Source organism: Micromonospora sp. NPDC020750 (genome assembly GCF_044334565.1).
GTDB lineage: Bacteria > Actinomycetota > Actinomycetes > Mycobacteriales > Micromonosporaceae > Micromonospora.
This window is the reverse complement of the sequence record NZ_JBIRTH010000002.1, coordinates 673225-688626: the sequence shown is the minus strand read 5'-3', so window position 1 is coordinate 688626 and position 15402 is coordinate 673225. Positions and strand designations below refer to the sequence as shown.

14 protein-coding genes are annotated in these 15402 nt (G+C 74.3%); 4 read left to right on the top strand and 10 right to left on the bottom strand.

Annotation, left to right across the window (positions count from 1 at the left end; all coding sequences use genetic code 11):
• Positions 1–26 precede the first annotated feature (26 nt).
• Positions 27–1100: a succinyl-diaminopimelate desuccinylase gene (gene dapE / locus ACH4T9_RS08430; RefSeq protein WP_396670196.1), complete on the bottom strand. Its 1074-nt coding sequence runs from the start codon at positions 1098–1100 to the stop codon at positions 27–29.
• A gap of 24 nt (positions 1101–1124) precedes the next feature.
• Here dapE and dapD point away from each other — a divergent pair, with 24 nt between their 5' ends.
• Complete coding sequence (dapD, locus tag ACH4T9_RS08425; RefSeq protein ID WP_396670197.1) at positions 1125–2084, top strand: 2,3,4,5-tetrahydropyridine-2,6-dicarboxylate N-succinyltransferase; 960 nt, start codon at positions 1125–1127, stop codon at positions 2082–2084.
• Between the two features lie 136 nt (positions 2085–2220).
• Here dapD and ACH4T9_RS08420 read toward each other — a convergent pair whose 3' ends face one another.
• Positions 2221–5544, bottom strand: a complete 3324-nt coding sequence (locus ACH4T9_RS08420) for a S8 family serine peptidase (RefSeq protein WP_396670740.1) — start codon at positions 5542–5544, stop codon at positions 2221–2223.
• A 193-nt stretch (positions 5545–5737) separates the two neighbouring features.
• Here ACH4T9_RS08420 and ACH4T9_RS08415 point away from each other — a divergent pair, with 193 nt between their 5' ends.
• Positions 5738–6295, top strand: coding sequence for a sugar O-acetyltransferase (locus tag ACH4T9_RS08415; RefSeq protein WP_396670198.1), 558 nt, complete (start codon positions 5738–5740; stop codon positions 6293–6295).
• Positions 6296–6343: 48 nt separating this feature from the next.
• On the opposite strand, the gene ACH4T9_RS08410 is transcribed toward ACH4T9_RS08415, so the two are convergent.
• The 3 genes from ACH4T9_RS08410 to ACH4T9_RS08400 form a co-directional block, all read right to left on the bottom strand.
• Positions 6344–6988, bottom strand: coding sequence for a nucleoside/nucleotide kinase family protein (locus ACH4T9_RS08410; RefSeq protein ID WP_396670199.1), 645 nt, complete (start codon positions 6986–6988; stop codon positions 6344–6346).
• Complete coding sequence (locus tag ACH4T9_RS08405; RefSeq protein ID WP_396670200.1) at positions 6988–7632, bottom strand: SIMPL domain-containing protein; 645 nt, start codon at positions 7630–7632, stop codon at positions 6988–6990. The genes ACH4T9_RS08410 and ACH4T9_RS08405 overlap by 1 nt, the downstream gene beginning before the upstream one ends.
• Before the next feature lie 138 nt (positions 7633–7770).
• On the bottom strand, positions 7771–8790 hold the full coding sequence (locus tag ACH4T9_RS08400; protein WP_396670201.1) for a prephenate dehydrogenase: 1020 nt from the start codon (positions 8788–8790) through the stop codon (positions 7771–7773).
• 213 nt (positions 8791–9003) lie between these two features.
• Here ACH4T9_RS08400 and ACH4T9_RS08395 point away from each other — a divergent pair, with 213 nt between their 5' ends.
• Complete coding sequence (locus tag ACH4T9_RS08395) at positions 9004–10881, top strand: M48 family metallopeptidase (protein ID WP_396670202.1); 1878 nt, start codon at positions 9004–9006, stop codon at positions 10879–10881.
• 49 nt (positions 10882–10930) lie between these two features.
• On the opposite strand, the gene dapC is transcribed toward ACH4T9_RS08395, so the two are convergent.
• Both dapC and fdxA read right to left on the bottom strand, forming a co-directional pair.
• A complete protein-coding gene (gene dapC, locus ACH4T9_RS08390) occupies positions 10931–12046 on the bottom strand; it encodes a succinyldiaminopimelate transaminase (protein WP_396670741.1) in 1116 nt (371 codons plus the stop codon).
• Positions 12043–12369, bottom strand: a complete 327-nt coding sequence (fdxA, locus tag ACH4T9_RS08385) for a ferredoxin (protein WP_396670203.1) — start codon at positions 12367–12369, stop codon at positions 12043–12045. Before fdxA ends, dapC begins: the two co-directional genes overlap by 4 nt.
• Before the next feature lie 79 nt (positions 12370–12448).
• Here fdxA and ACH4T9_RS08380 point away from each other — a divergent pair, with 79 nt between their 5' ends.
• A complete protein-coding gene (locus ACH4T9_RS08380; RefSeq protein WP_396670204.1) occupies positions 12449–13396 on the top strand; it encodes a GNAT family N-acetyltransferase in 948 nt (315 codons plus the stop codon).
• A 39-nt stretch (positions 13397–13435) separates the two neighbouring features.
• On the opposite strand, the gene ACH4T9_RS08375 is transcribed toward ACH4T9_RS08380, so the two are convergent.
• From ACH4T9_RS08375 to mshB, 3 genes are all read right to left on the bottom strand, one after another.
• A complete protein-coding gene (locus ACH4T9_RS08375; protein WP_396670205.1) occupies positions 13436–13900 on the bottom strand; it encodes a hypothetical protein in 465 nt (154 codons plus the stop codon).
• Positions 13901–13981: 81 nt separating this feature from the next.
• On the bottom strand, positions 13982–14422 hold the full coding sequence (locus ACH4T9_RS08370; RefSeq protein ID WP_396670206.1) for a hypothetical protein: 441 nt from the start codon (positions 14420–14422) through the stop codon (positions 13982–13984).
• Between the two features lie 17 nt (positions 14423–14439).
• The gene (mshB, locus tag ACH4T9_RS08365) at positions 14440–15369 is read right to left on the bottom strand and encodes an N-acetyl-1-D-myo-inositol-2-amino-2-deoxy-alpha-D-glucopyranoside deacetylase (protein ID WP_396670207.1); all 930 of its coding nucleotides are present in this window, start codon (positions 15367–15369) and stop codon (positions 14440–14442) included.
• Between the last annotated feature and the right edge of the window lie 33 nt (positions 15370–15402).

The following is a 15402-nucleotide window of genomic DNA, read 5'->3' as shown; positions in this document are numbered from 1 at the left end:
ACAGGCAAGCCCTGGGCGCGGCGGGTTCAGGCGGGGGTGAGCCAGCGGTGCAGGGTGGCCGCCCCGTCGCGGATCTTGCTGATCTCGACGTGCTCGTCCGGGTGGTGGGCCAGGTTGGGATCCCCCGGGCCGAAGTTCAGCGCCGGGATGCCCATCGCGGCGAACCGGGCCACGTCCGTCCAGCCCAGCTTGCCGATCGGCGCGGCGCCGACCGCCGCCAGGAACTCCTTCGCCGGGGGCGCGTCCAGCCCGGGTGCAGCCCCGGCCGCCATGTCGGTCACCCGCAGCTCGAAGCCCGCGAACACCTCACGCAGGTGCGCCTCGGCCTCGGCCGGCGTCCGGTCGGGCGCGAACCGGTAGTTCACCTCGATCTCGCAGTGGTCCGGCACCACGTTGCCGGCGACCCCCCCGCCGACCCGGACCGCGTTCATGCCCTCGCGATAGTCGCAGCCGTCGATGGTGACCCGCCGCGCCTCGTACCCGGACAGGCGGCGCAGCACCTCGCCGGCGGCGTGGATGGCGTTCACCCCGTGCCAGGACCGCGCCGAGTGGGCCCGGACGCCGGTGGTGGTCACCTCCGCCCGCATGGTGCCCTGGCAGCCGGCCTCCACGATCCCGTGCGTCGGCTCCAGCAGCAGCGCGAAGTCCGCCTGGAGCCACTCCGGGTGTGCCTCGGCGACCAGGAAGAGGCCGTTGTACTTCGACTCGATCTCCTCGGCCTCGTAGAAGAAGTACGTCACGTCGTACTTCGGCTCGGGCAGGGTCACCGCCAAGTGCAGCGCGTACGCCACCCCGGACTTCATGTCCGAGGTGCCGCAGCCGTACATCAGGTCGCCGCGCATGGTCGACGGGAAGTTGTTGTTCAGCGGAACGGTGTCCAGGTGCCCCGCGAGCACCACCCGGGAGTCCCTCCCCAGGTCGGTACGCGCCATGACGGTGTTGCCGTGCCGGAACGTGGTCAGGTGCGGCACGGCGCGCAGCACCTCCTCGACGCAGTCGGCGATCGCCTTCTCGTTGAGGGAGACGGACTCGATGTCGACCAGTACGCGGGTCAGCTCCACCGGATCGGCGAGGACCTCGGGGGTCAGCGGGTTCTCCATGGTTCGCACGGTACCGTCACAGAGGTGACGACTGCACAGCCTGCGTGGGGCATCGGCCTGGCCACCATCACCGCGGACGAGCAGGTGCTCGACACCTGGTACCCGACGGGCAAGCTGGGGCTCGGCGAGCTGCCACTGGTCCCCGGCGAGGACGAGGCGGACGTGCTCGACCTGCCGCCGGGGGCGGTCGGCGGGCGGGCGCTGCCCGGCCTGCGTACCGCCCAGGTGGTCACGGTGATCGGGGCGCTGGACGAGCCGATCAAGGATGCCGCCGACGCGTACCTGAGGTTGCACCTGCTCTCCCACCGCCTGGTGCGGCCCAACGAGCTGAACCTCGACGGCATCTTCGGCAAGCTGGCGAACGTGGCCTGGACGTCGGCCGGGCCGTGCCCGCCGGAGCGGGTGGACGAGCTGCGGGTGATCGAGCGGGCCGCCGGCCGCCACCTGAGCGTGTACGGGGTGGACAAGTTCCCCCGGATGACCGACTACGTGGTCCCCGCCGGGGTGCGGATCGCCGACGCGGACCGGGTCCGGCTCGGTGCCCACCTCGCCGCCGGCACCACCGTGATGCACGAGGGCTTCGTCAACTTCAACGCCGGCACGCTCGGCACCTCGATGGTCGAGGGGCGCATCGTGCAGGGCGTGCTGGTCGGCGACGGCTCCGACATCGGCGGCGGCGCGTCGATCATGGGCACCCTGTCCGGCGGCGGCACCGAGAAGATCAGCATCGGCGAGCGCAGCCTGATCGGCGCGAACGCCGGCGTCGGCATCTCCCTCGGCGACGACTGCGTGGTCGAGGCCGGCTGCTACGTCACCGCCGCCTCGAAGATCGCCCTCCCGGACGGCCGGGTGGTCAAGGCCCGCCACCTGTCCGGCGTCGATGGCCTGCTGTTCTGGCGCAACTCGGTCACCGGCGCGCTGGAGGCCCGCCCCCGCACCGGCCGGGGCATCGAGCTGAACGCCGCCCTGCACGCCAACGACTGACGGCCAATGACTGACGGCCGTCGGCGGTGCCGCGCGACGCGGCCCCCGGGTCACCGAGGCCGGGCGGCGGCACCGCCGACGGAGGACGGCACGGGTCCGGGCCCGGCGGGACGTGCCGCCGGGCCCGGACGCCGGTTCAGCGCAGCCGGTACGCCTGGATGATCCGCGTGGTCACCGTGTTTCCGGCGGTGTCCTTCGCGGTGGCCCGCAGCGAGACGTGGCCGGTGCCGGCCGGGTGCGTCAGCGTGGCCGTCCAGCCGGAGCCCTGGCGGCGCAGCTCCGCCTTGTGCCAGGTCTTCCCGCCGTCGTAGGAGGCGTCGACGGTCAGCGCGGCGACCTTGGCCGCCGGTGCTCCGGCCTGCCGCTCCACCCGCACCGGAACGGTGAAGGACCGCCCGGCGGGGGCGCTGTTGTCGACGCGCAGCGCCGGGGCGAAGCGCACCGCCATCGCCGGCAGCGCAGCGAAGTCGTCGCCGGGGACGTGCTTCGAGCGGAACGTCCAGGCGCTGGTGACCTCGGTGCTCAGGTCGGTGAAGCCGCGCTTCGCCGAGGTCTCCAACCGGTAGTTCGCCGCGCCCGCCGGCACCTCGAACTCCCCGTACCCCGGGTATTCGCTCTCCCCGACCAGCTTGCCCTCGCGGTACAGCCTGGTCCACTGGGGGTCGTTGAGCGACCCGCCGGCGTGCCCGGCCGCGTCACTGTGCACGGGCAGGTCGACCACGACGGTGTCGCCCGTGCGGGTGATCCCCTCGTACCCCCAACGCCGCGCCGGGAAGGACGGCGCGAACGGGGCGACACCCCAGGTCTCGTGGTATGTCCGGCCGCCCCGGTACGCCGTCGTCGGCGTGCGCAGCATCGCCTGCGTCTCCAGCCAGCCCTCGGGGTCGCGGGTGCCGAAGTCCAGCTCGCTCTCCCACCGCACGTGGTTGGTGCTGTAGTGCTCGACCCGCCGGCCGGGCGTCGCGGTGGGCAGGATCATGGCGGAGCCGCCCGTGTTGTACTCCGGCTCGCCCATGACCATCCGCTCGGCCTCCAGCCCCGGGTAGGCGTCCCGGAAGGTGTGCACGACGGTGGCCAGGTCCCGGCTGCGGTAGTGCTTGACGAAGCCGGTCGGCATCCGGCCGGGGAACGCCTCCAGCAGCGCGTACAGGTACGGGCTGCTGGCCGCCTGCCTGTCGGCCCACTGGCTGCCGATCGTGGCGACGAACCGCTCGGGAGTGCTGGCCGGGCCGACCTGCCCGCTGGTCAGCCCCTCGAAGCCGTCGCTCCACAGGCTGAACGAGTAGATGCTCTCGTCGGCGCCGAAGAAGATCGCGCTGACGTCCACCAGCAGCGGGGTCGCGCCGCGCTGCGGCACGGTGTTCAGCACCGGCCTGGCGGTGCGGGCGTCGAGGGTGAGCCGGAGCGCCCGGTCGACGACCAGCTCGGGCCGGGCGAGCATGGTGGCCCTGGTGAGCTCGCCGTTCGCGTCGCTGGCGAACAGGTAGCTGGACAGCCCGTACCGCCCCTTCGGGACGCGCACGGTCGCCGTGCCGTCGGCGTCGTAGACGTCCGTGTAGGCGAAGGAACTCAGGCCGACCAGGGTGGTGCCGTACTCGCTGGTGGGCTGGCCGTCCCGACCGACGTGGGCGATGGTGACCTCGTAGCTCTCCACCTCGCGGTGCACCGCGATCGGGGTGACCGCCACCGTCGCGCCGGATCGGGCGACGACCCGGCCGGTGTAGTACCCGTCCGCGCCCTGGACCCGGGTGTCGGCGGTGACGGTGGCCTGCGCCTGGCCGCCGGCCGGCACGGTGACCTGTGACGCGCCGAGCTGGAACAGGCCGGCCAGGGCCGGCTCGCCGTCCGGGCCGGTGGCCTCGACCGTGAGGTCGAGGGTGACCGGCGCGGACCCGGAGTTGCGCCAGGTCACCGTGCGGGCGATCGTGGGGTCGTCGCCGTGCGGCCACTCGGCGCGGCCGAACGACACGCTCGCCGGGTCGCTGGTGACCTGCTGGCCGATCGCGCGGGCCACGTCGACCCGGCCCGCGCCCTGCTGGTACGCGGTCTGCCCGGGATGCGGCTTCGCCGAGGCCATCAGGGTCGACTTGAGCGCGCCGGCCCGCCAGTCGGGGTGCTGCTGGGCGAGCAGCGCCGCCGAGCCGGCGACGTGCGGGGTGGCCATCGACGTGCCGGAGAGCGTCATGTATTTCTCGCCGACCGGCTCGCCGAGGTCGCTGCCGGCCGCCCGAGCCGCGACGATTTCCACGCCGGGGGCGGTGATGTCCGGCTTGAGGGCGTCGTCACCGACCCGGGGGCCCCGGCTGGAGAAGTTGGCCAGCTCGTCGTCCCGGTCGACCGCGCCGACCGCCAGGGCGGCGTCCGCGCTGGCCGGGGAGCCGACCGAGCCGTCGGAGCCGTCGTTGCCGGCGGCGATGACGAAGAGGGTGCCGGTCTGCGCGGTGAGGGTCTGCACCGCCTGCTCCAGCGGGTCGACCTCGGGGGTGTCCATTCCGCCGAGGCTCAGGTTGACCACGGTGGCGTGCTTCTCCGCCGCCGCCCACTGCATGCCGGCGAGGATCGCCGAGTCGGTGCAGTTGGCGCTCTCGCAGACCTTGCCGGAGAGCAGCGTGGCGTCCGGGGCCACCCCCCGGTACTTCCCGCCGGAGGCGGCGCCGCTGCCCGCGATGATCGAGGCGACGTGGGTGCCGTGGCCGACCGTGTCGCCCGACTCGGGCGCCTCGCTGAAGTTGCGCGACTCGGCGAGCCGGCCGGCGAAGTCGGGGTGGTCGGGGTCGACGCCGGTGTCCAGCACCGCGACGGTGACGCCCTTGCCGGTGAGCCCGGCCGCGTGGGCGACGGGCGCGCCGATCTGGGGCACGCTGTGGTCAAGGGTCACCTTGCGCCGGCCGTCCAGCCAGAGCCGGTCGACACCCTCCGCCGTGTCGACCCGGGCGGACGCCCGGCCCGTGGTCATCGCGTCCCACACCGCGCCGGCGCGGGCCTTCTCGGCCGTCACCGCCGCGCCGCCGATCGCGGGCAGGTCGCGGGTCACCCGGGTGCCGGCGATGCCGGCGACGGCCCGGCGGGCCTCACCCGAGCGGTACGAGACCAGCAGCGGGAGGCTGTCCCGGTGGGCGTCGTCGTAGCCGGCCTCGATCAGCCCGGTGACGTCGAAGAGCCGCCGGTCCACCTTGCCCGAGCGGAGCAGTGGCAGCGCGTCCTGGGGCAGCACGGTGACGTGGCCCCGGTCCCGCTGGATCAGGAACCGCAGGTCGTCGCGGCCGGAGCCGGGCCGGACGGACACCGCGCCGGAGGCCGCGACGGTGACCCGGTCACCGGTGACCAGCGTGACCGTGGCCGGGCGTCCGGCGGCCCGGCCGGCCGGCGCGGCACCGGCGGTCGCGGAGGCGGGGGTGGCGGAGGCGGGGGACGCGGCCGGGGCGGCCCCGGCCGGGGTGGTCAGCGGCGCGGCGAGCACCAGACCGAGGGCCAGCGCCAGGCCGGCCGACTTTCTTCCTGTTCGATGCAACGGATTCCTCCTCGTGAGGCGTCATCACTGACAGAGGTCGCACAGGCACAGAGAAGGATCGCATACTTGGTATGCATAGGAGAAGTCAGGAAAGTGACAAACTTGGCACTGAGTGGAGGCCCGACCGAGGGATGATCGGCCGATGACCTCCATGAAGGACCGCATGCTCGCCGGCGAGTTGTACCGCGCCGAGGACCCGGAGATCCTGGCCGACCTGGACCGGGCCACCCGCCTCAACGAGGCGTTCAACCGCAGCTCGGCGGCCGACCCCGAGGAGCGGCTGGCCGCGCTGCGCGAGCTGCTCGGCTCGGTCGGCGAGGGCGCCTGGGTCCGCCCGCCGTTCCACTGCGACTACGGCTGGAACATCCACCTGGGGCCGCGCGGATTCGTCAACTTCAACGCGGTCTTCCTCGACGTCGCCCGGATCACCATCGGCGCGGACGTCCAGATGGGACCGAACGTGCAACTCCTGACGGCCACCCACCCGGTCGACCCGGAGCCCCGGCGGGAGAAGTGGGAGGCGGCGCAGCCGATCACGATCGGGGACAACGTCTGGCTCGGCGGTGGGGTGATCGTGCTGGCCGGGGTGAGCATCGGCGACAACACGGTGGTCGGTGCGGGCGCCGTGGTGAACCGCGACCTGCCGGCGAACGTCGTCGCGGTGGGCAACCCCGCCCGGGTCGTACGCGAGATCGCCTGACCCGTCGACCCGGGTCGCGGCCCGGGGCACCGCCGCCGGCACCGTCCCTCAGGCAGGCGTATCGGCCAGCCGGACCACCAGATCGGCGCGCACGGCGGTGCCTGCCACCAGAGCCGCGTTGGCCTCGTCGCTGCCCAGCGCCCAGGCCCGCGCCTGCTCGGGCGACCGCCCGTACGACTCGTGCCGGGCGGTCAGCCGGCGGTGCCGCAGCTCGGCGTCCAGGTCGAGGAACCACACCTCGTGCAGCAACTGCCGCACCTCGTCCCACAAGTCCCCGGACAGCAGCAGGTAGTTGCCCTCGGTCACCACCAACCGCACCTCGGGCGGCACCTCGACCGCCCCGGCGACCGGCTCCTCCAGGTCCCGACGGAACCCCGGGGCCCAGACCGAGATCGGCTCCAGCCGGTGCAACCGGCGCAGCAGCGCGACGTACCCACCGACGTCGAAGGTGTCCACCGCGCCCTTGCGCGCGTCCCGGCCGAGCCGGCGCAGCTCCGCCTGGGCCAGGTGGAAGCCGTCCATCGGCACCAGCCGGGCAGTCGCACCCACCTCGGCGACGACCCGCTCGGCCAGGGTGGACTTGCCCGCCCCCGGCGCTCCGGCGATGCCGAGGAGCTGACGGGGCCCGGCCCCGGCCAGGGCCCGGGCGCGGGCCACCAGCTCTCCGAGGGAAAGGACCCGGGCGTCCGGCATCAGCCGAGGACCGGCGCGGTGATCGTGAACCGGGCCTCCACCGCCGCGTGCACGCTCTGCGGCTGCGGGTCCAGTTCCAGCTCCGGCGGGGCGTCCGGGGGCCCGCCGGACTTGAACGCGGCGCGGGTCATCATCGGCTGCGGGGTCAGCCCGTTGTCGGCCAGCTCCAGCAGCGCGGTCACCCGGGAGCCCAGCGCTTCGGCGTACTCCCGGGCGCGGGCCAGCGCGTCGGCGATGGCGGCGTGCCGAGCCTCCCGGTACGCCGGGCTGTCCGGCCGCAGCGACCACCACGGGCCGGCGACCTCGACCTGGTCCTGATCGGCCAGGCGGAGCATCAGCTCGCCCAGCGCGGTGAAGTCGGTGACGGTGACAGTCGTGGCGACGCTGCCGTGCCAGGCCACCACCCGCTCGCCGGAGCGCTTCGTCTCCGGCCAGACCCGCAGGTCGCCGGTCTCCCGGCGGTCCACGGCCGGGTCGGCGGCGTCGAGCAGCACCCGCACGGCGGCGGCCCGCTCGGCGAGCCGGGCCAGGACGGCCTCCCGGTCCCGGTCCCGCGCCGTCGCGGTCACCGTGAACCGGGCCAGCTCGGGAGCCACTTCCCGGTACGCCTCGCCGCGTACCGCCACGATTGGTCCGTCCACCATGCCCTCACCCTAGAGGAAGGAAAGGGCACCTCATCAACGCCTGCGTGATGCGGGGCCCTTGTCGGCACCCGCGCCGGAGGACGAGACGGCGCAACGGTGAGAGCTCGGGCGGGCGGGGCTCGGGCGGGCGGGCGGGGCTCAGGCCGGGGAGGTCGGGAGGTGGCCGGTGTAGGTCACCGTCCCCGCCGCCACCCGGCAGCCGGTCAGGTGCCCGCCGGCAGCGCCGAGCGACAGCAGGTACGCCAGTTCGCCGTCGACATCCCCACCGAGCGAGAAGTCACGGACGACCGGGGGCAGCTCGCGGTCGAGCAGGGCCAGCCTCAGCCCTCGCGCCCGCTCGTAGTGCCTGACGAGGGCCGCCGCGTCGCCGGACCGCAGCGCGGCGGCGAGCCGGTCGAGCACCCCGGTCACCCGGCCGAGCTGGGCGAGCACCTGGTCGCGGTTGTTCAGCAGCATGTCCGCCGTCCGGGCAGCCGGGGTGCCGGCGACCCGGGTGCCGTCCCGGAAGCTGCCGGCGGCCAGGCCCAGCACGGCGTCCCGCAGGGCGGCGTCCGCCACCGCGCCGGCCAGGCTGCCGGCCAGCAGGTGGGGAACGTGCGACGCGAGGGCCGCCGCCGCGTCGTGCGCGTCCGGCGTCATCGGGACGACCCGCGCGTCGAAGACGTCGATGATCAGGGCGGCGAGCGTACGGAACCGCTCGACGCCCTCCGCCGTGGGGCAGAGCACCCAGGCCGCGCCGTCGAACAACTCGGGGACGGCGGCGGTCAGCCCGGCGCGCTCGGCCCCGGCCATCGGGTGCCCAGGGACGAACCGACCGCTCAACCCCTGTGCCGCGGCGAACCCGGCGATCCCGCCCTTGGTGCTGCCCACGTCGGTGAGCACGCAGTCGGGACCGGTGTGCCTGGCGACGGTGAGCAGGGTTTCCGGCAGGCTGGACAGCGGGCCACAGAGGAACACCGCGTCCCGGCCGCGGACAGCGTCGGCCAGTTCGTCGGGGAAGGTGATGCCCCGGGCGCGTCCCTCCGCGCGGGTGGCGGTGTCCGGGTCCCAGCCGGTGACGTCGGTCCCGCGCTCGTGCAGGCGGAGCAGGACCGAGCCGCCGATGAGCCCGGTGCCCACCACCGCGGCCCGCGGGTTGCCACCGGGCCTGTCCACCATCACCCACCTCGGCGTCTCGGTCGGTACGCGTCGAGGTCACCTCGGCCCGTTCGGCCCCGAGGATATCGCCCGCCCGACCCCGGCCCCCTCGTGTGCCCGCCTCCCGGGACGAGCGCCCGGCGTCCTGGATCTCAGGCCGCCCGGCGCTGACCGGACGGGGGATGCTCAACGAAGATCGACGAAGTACGGTCCCTCCCGCCGGATACCACATCGGTGTCCGTACGGGGAAAGGGCAACATCATGTCCGCCGCGACGTACCGGGCTCTCGCCTCGGTGCTCATGCTGATCGGCTTCTACGTCGTCGCGCTGCTCCAGCTCGCCGCCGTCGTCACATTCGGCTTCTGGATCCACCAGTGGGCCAGCGGTCTCGCCACCGCCAAGCTCATAATCCCGCTCTTGCTGGCGCTCGGCGCCGTACTGGTCGGGCTCTGGCGAGCCGTCCGCACCAAGAGCGAGCCCGCGCCGGGCCTGGTCCTCGACGAGCGGGCCGCCCCTGCGCTCTGGGCCGCCGTGCGTGAGCTGGCCGCCGAGGTCGGCACCCGCGCCCCGGACGAGATCCGGCTGGTGCCCGAGGTGAACGCGGCCGTCGCCGAACAGAGCAGCATGCTCGGACTGGTGGGCGGCCGGCGAACCATGTACGTCGGGTTGCCGCTGCTCCAGGCGATGCGGGTCGACCAGTTCCGCGCGGTGCTGGCACACGAGCTGGGTCACTACTCGGGCCGGCACACCCGGCTCGGCGCAGTGGCTTACCGGGGGCGGCTGGCGATCGCCGAGACCATCGGTCGGATCGGCGGGCGCAACCCGATCGGCTGGGTCTTCCGGGGGTACGCGAAGCTCTACCTGCTGGTGGACAACGCCGCGTCGCGCCGCCAGGAGCTGGAGGCCGACCGCTCCGCGGTGCGGCTGGCCGGCCGGGACGCAGCCACGTCCGCGCTGCGCACCCTGCCGGCGCTGGGCGCCGCCTGGTCGTTCTACATGGGCCGGTACGTTGAGCCGGGCTGGTCGGCGGGGCTCGCCCCGGACGACCTGTTCGGCGGCTTCGGCCAGCTGCTCGCCGCCCGCCGGGACGAGATCACCGCGCTGCGGGAGAACGCGCCCGACGAGAAGCCGTCCCGCTGGGACACCCACCCGCCCGTCGGTATTCGGGTGGCCGCGATGGCCGACGCGCCGGCCGACGCGCCCGCGCCCGCGCCGGACGAGCGGCCGGCCGCCGGCCTGCTGGCCGATATCGGCGCGGCGGGTCTGGCGTTGCAGGCGGACGTGATCGCGCACGAGGGACGGCAGGTCCTGGCCTGGCCCGAGTTCATCGCGGCGACGATCGCCGCCGGCGGGCAGCGCGAGGCCGACGCCGTCTACCGGGCCGCGGGCCGGTTCACCGGCGCGGCGGAGCCCGGCCTGCCCACGGTGCTGGACCTGGTCCGCGCGGGTCGGCTCGGCGAGTTCGCCGAGCAGTTCTACTCGGACTCCTCCCGCGAGGAGGCCGCCGCCCGCTTCGCCGGCCCGATGAATTCGCTGCTGGTCAACGCCGCGATTCGCGCCGGCCAGGCGCACTGGCAGCTGTCCTGGTCCGCCCCCGCCCGGCTGGTCGGCCCCGACGGCGAGCCGTGGGACCTGACCGAGGTCGCCAAGCTCGCGGTCGACCCCGAGACCCTGGACGAGGCGCTGGCCCGCCTCGCCGAGGCCGGCGTCGACCCGGACTGCGCGACGGTGGTGCAGCGGCGGGTCTCCGGACAGGACGCCGACCTCGTCGGCGCGTTGGCCAACATCAAGGTCGACGGCGCCGAGCACGACGTGCTGGTCCTGGACCGTGGGCTGGTGCTGATCGCCGACCCGGGCAAGGCGAGCAAGGGCGAGGAGCGGCTGCGGGCGCTGCTCGGATCGGTGCCGGTGGCCGAGCTCGCGGCCCGACACACCTTCCTGCCGTACGAGGAGATGACCTCGGTCGCGGTGAAGCGGGAGGTGCCGCTGAAGGCCGGGCTGACCCTGCACGGCGGGCGGACGATGGAGATGCAGGAGCTGTTCTCCAGCGAGCTGCTGGGGAAGCACAGCCGGGACGCGCTGCTGACGGTGTTCCGCCGGATCGGCGGGTGACCTCCGCCGGTGCCCCGGCCGGGCCGGGGCACCGGCGCACCCGCTCGACTCAGGGCAGGGCGAGGCGCGCGGCGACCGCCGCGATGTGCTCGTCGGACTCGGTCAGCGCCGCCCGGATGTGCTGCGCGCCGCCCGGGCCGTAGAAGACGCCGGCCGCGACCAGGATGCCCCGGCGGGCCAGCCAGTCCACCGTCGCCCAGCAGTCCTCGCCCCGGGTCATCCACAGGTAGAGCCCGGCCTCGGAGTGCTCGACCGTGAACCCGGCACCGGTGAACGCGGCCAGCAGCTGCTCCCGCCGGGCCCGGTAGCGCTCCCGCTGGGCGTCGGCGTGCTCCTGGTCGCCGAGCGCGGCGATCATCGCCGCCTGCACCGGGGCGGGCACGATCATGCCGGCGTGCTTACGTACCTTCAGCAGCTCGGCGACCAGGGCGGGGTCGCCGGCGACGAGGCCCGCCCGGTACCCGGCGAGGTTGGAGCGCTTGGACAGCGAGTGCACCGCCAGCAGCCCGTCGTACGACCCGCCGCAGACCTCGGGCGCGAGCACGGAGACCGGTTCGGCGGCGGCTGACCAGCCCAGCGGCAGGTAGCACTCGTCGCTGGCCACCAGGGCACCCCGCTCGCGGGCCCAGTCGACCACCTTGCGCAGGTGGTTGGCGGGCAGCACCCGGCCGGTCGGGTTGCCGGGCGAGTTCACCCAGACCAGGCGGACCCGGGGGTCGGGGCCAAGCGCGGTCAGCGAGTCGGTGCGCACGGTGGTGGCACCGGCGAGCCGCGCCCCGGCCTCGTACGTCGGGTAGCAGACCGACGGCACCACGACGACGTCACCGGGGCCGAGGCCGAGCAGGGTGGGCAGCCACGCCACCAGCTCCTTGGAGCCGATGGTGGGCAGCACCCCGAGGCCGTCGACGCCCGCGCCGCAGGCCCGGGCCACCCACGCCGCGATGGCGGCCCGCAGGGCGGGCGTGCCGGCGGTCAGCGGGTACCCGGGGGCGTCGGACGCGTCGGCCAGGGCCTGCCGGATCACCGGGGGCACCGGGTCGACCGGGGTGCCCATGGAGAGGTTGATCAGGCCGTCCGGGTGCGCCGCCGCCACGGCGGCGGCGGCGGCCAGGGTGTCCCAGGTGTAGTCGGGCAGCCGCGACGACACCGGCGTGGGCCGGTTCAGTGGCTTTCTCCACGCGGCGGCTGGCCCGCGACGAAGGTCGCGTCCTTCTCCACCTTGCCGATCTTCGAGGCGCCACCGGGCGAGCCCAGGTCCTCGAAGAACTCGTAGTTCGCCCCGGTGTAGTCCTTCCACTGCTCCGGGACGTCGTCCTCGTAGAAGATCGCCTCGACCGGGCACACCGGCTCACAGGCACCGCAGTCGACGCACTCGTCGGGGTGGATGTAGAGCATCCGGTTTCCCTCGTAGATGCAGTCGACCGGGCATTCCTCGATGCATGCCTTGTCGAGCACATCCACGCATGGCTCGGCGATGATGTAGGTCACCGGTCTTCTCCTCCGCAAGACACGTCGCGATCACCCGCGACGGTTAGAGCCTAGTATCTCGCCGGGGAGGGGGTCGATCGTGCTCCGACAGCAGGATGTGGGACACCGGATCGTGGTTCGCCGGATTGTGGGGATTCGCGAAGGCCGGCCGCTCTTCTCGGACGCCCTCGGCGAGCTGGTCGAGCTGACCGAGACCCATCTCACCCTGACCACCGCCCAGGGGCGGCTCCAGGTTCCGGTGGGCGAGGTGCACCGGGCCAAGCGGGTGCCGCCGGCCCGCCGGCCGACGGCCGCCGCGGTGGTGGCGCTGGAACTGGCCGCCGACGCGGCGTGGCCGGCCCCGACCCGGGGCCGGCTCGGCGACTGGCTGCTGCGCAGCGCCGAGGGCTGGACCGGCCGGGCGAACTCGGCCCTGCCGGTCGGCGACCCGGACCGGCCGCTGCCGGCCGCACTGGACGCCGTCGAGCGCTGGTACGCCGGCCTCGGGCAGCCCGCCATGGTCAACACGCCGCTGCCGCTCGCCGCGCCGGTCGGCGCCGAGCTGGACGCGCGGGGCTGGGGCGCCCGGCCGCCGGTGCTGGTGCAGACCGTGCCGCTGGCCACGCTGCGGGCGGACCACGCCGGACTGCCGCCGGTCGAGCTGACCGCCGCGCCGTCCGACGACTGGCTCACCGTCGCCGCCGGGCGCAAGGGCGGCCTCCCGGACGCCGCCCGGCACGTGCTCACCGCCGTGGAACAGGTCCGCTTCGCCCGGGTGTACGCCGACGGCGAACTGCTCGCCGTCGGCCGCGGCACGGTCACCGGTGCGCGGCGGCTGCTCGGCCTGACCCTGATCGAGGTCCTCCCGCACGCCCACCGGCAGGGCCTGGCCACCCGGGTCATCCGGGCCCTGGCCGACTGGGGCGCGGCCCTGGGCGCCACCGACGCCTTCCTCCAGGTGGAGCAGAGCAACGCCCCGGCGGTGGCCCTCTACCGCTCGCTGGGCTTCACCACCCACCACACCTACCTCACCCGCGTCGCCCCCTGACCGGACCGGAGCGGGCCGAGGGGCGGCCGGGGTGGGTGGTCAGCGGCGGACCGGGCGGTGCGGCTTCGCCGCCTTGATCTCGGCGTACCGCTTGAGCATCAGGGAGCGGTGGTCGCGGCCCAGCGTGGTGAGGGTCAGGTAGCCGACGAGCACGCCGGCGGCGGTGGCCAGCAGGTAGAGCCCGGCCTGGGCCAGCAGGGTGCCCGCGTCGCCGTCGAACGGGTTCTGCCCGACCAGCAGCGGCCCGACCAGGACGGTCAGCAGCAGCGCGATCCCCACGGCGGCGGCCATGTCGCCGGCCCAGCGGGCCACCGGGCGCTCCTGCCCCCAGCGGAACGCCAGCACCGCGAGGATCGCCCCGATCACCAGGAACATCGCCAGCGAGACCCGGTCGGCCGCCGCGTCGTCGGCGTCGAGACCGAACTTGATGACCACCCGGGCGATCACGTTGACCACGAACAGCGCCGCCGCGAGCACCCCGACCGACAGCCATCGATTCTTCATCGCACGCCTCTCGCCGCACCGCCCGCCGCGACGGCGAGCCTCCTGGCAGGAATATCTACCACCGGAAGCTGAGCGCTGTCATCACCCGTCCCGGCGGACCGGCGGCGGAGCCAGGACCTGCCGGAACCCCATCACCGCGAAGGTCATCGCCCCCACCACGATCATCGCGAGCCCGACCCAGTTGTCCCCGGCGAGCAGCAGGTCCCCCTCGCTGGTCCGGACGGCCGCCGCGCCCATCAGCACGAACCACGGCGTCGCCGGCAGGACCACCGCCCACCGGCGGCCGACCGCCGCGTACGCGAACCAGCCCAGCGCGATGTTGGCGACGACGGCCACCAGCACGGACACCCCGATCAGCTGCCCGCCGACCCGGACGGTCGACAGGATCAGCTCCAGCAGGCCGGTCGCCACCGCGCCGACCACGGCCACCAGGCCGCCGACGACCCGCAGGGCGACGTCGAGCAGCCGCCGCGCCCGGCGCGGCGGGGTCGGGGCGGGGGCCTGGGGCGGGACGACCGACATCGGCGCGGCGGGCAGGGTCACCGGACGCCGGCCGCCGAGACCGGGGCGCGGCCGGACCCGCCGTCGTCGAGGCCGAGCCCGGCGAAGAGGTCGTCCTCCCAGCCGTACGGGCCGGCACCCGGCCCCTTCTCCCCCACCGCCAGGGTGAAGTACTCCACCCCCATGAACTCGGCGCCGAAGTTGCCGGCGATCGAGTAGAGCCAGGAGGTGGCCGGGATCTGGGTGGCGTGCGCCCGCATCGCCGCTTCCTTGGCGGCGTGCTGCTCGGTGGCGTCGATCCGGGCCGCGATCTCCGGATCGGGGGTGCCGAAGGGCAGATCCTCGATGCTCTCGATACCGTCGAAGGGGTTGTCCGACGACTCGGTGAAGTGGCTCAGGCCGGCCTCCAGCACGCTGCGCGGCATGGCCGTCCAGTAGACCTTGGCCGGGGCGATGCCCTCCGCGGCGGCCAGCTCCACCGCCCGCATCGCCACCCGGTGCGCCTGAATGTGATCGGGGTGGCCGTAGAAGCCGTTCGGGTCGTACGTGATCAGCACCTGCGGGCGTACCTCCCGCATGATCTCCACCAGGTACCCGGCGGCGGTGTCGAGGTCGGCCTGCCAGAACGCCCGGGGGTGCTCGTTGGTGGCCAGGCCCATCATCCCGGAGTCGCGGTAGCGACCCGCGCCGCCGAGGAAGCGGTGATCGGCGACGCCGAGCGCGGCGCAGGCGGCGGCCAACTCACCGATCCGGAACCCGCCGAGCTGGTCGGCCTCGGCGGCGGCGAGCCGGGCCAGCTCCGGCACGTGGATCTCGCCCTCCTCGCCGAGGGTGCAGGTCACCAGCGTGACGTGGGCGCCGGTGGCTGCGTAGTGGGCCATCGTCGAGCCGGTGCCGATGGACTCGTCGTCGGGGTGCGCGTGGACCAGCAGGAGGCGGTGGTCGGGCAGCGTCGTCACGACGGTCACTCTAACCGGCGGCGGATTCCCCGCCGTTCCCGA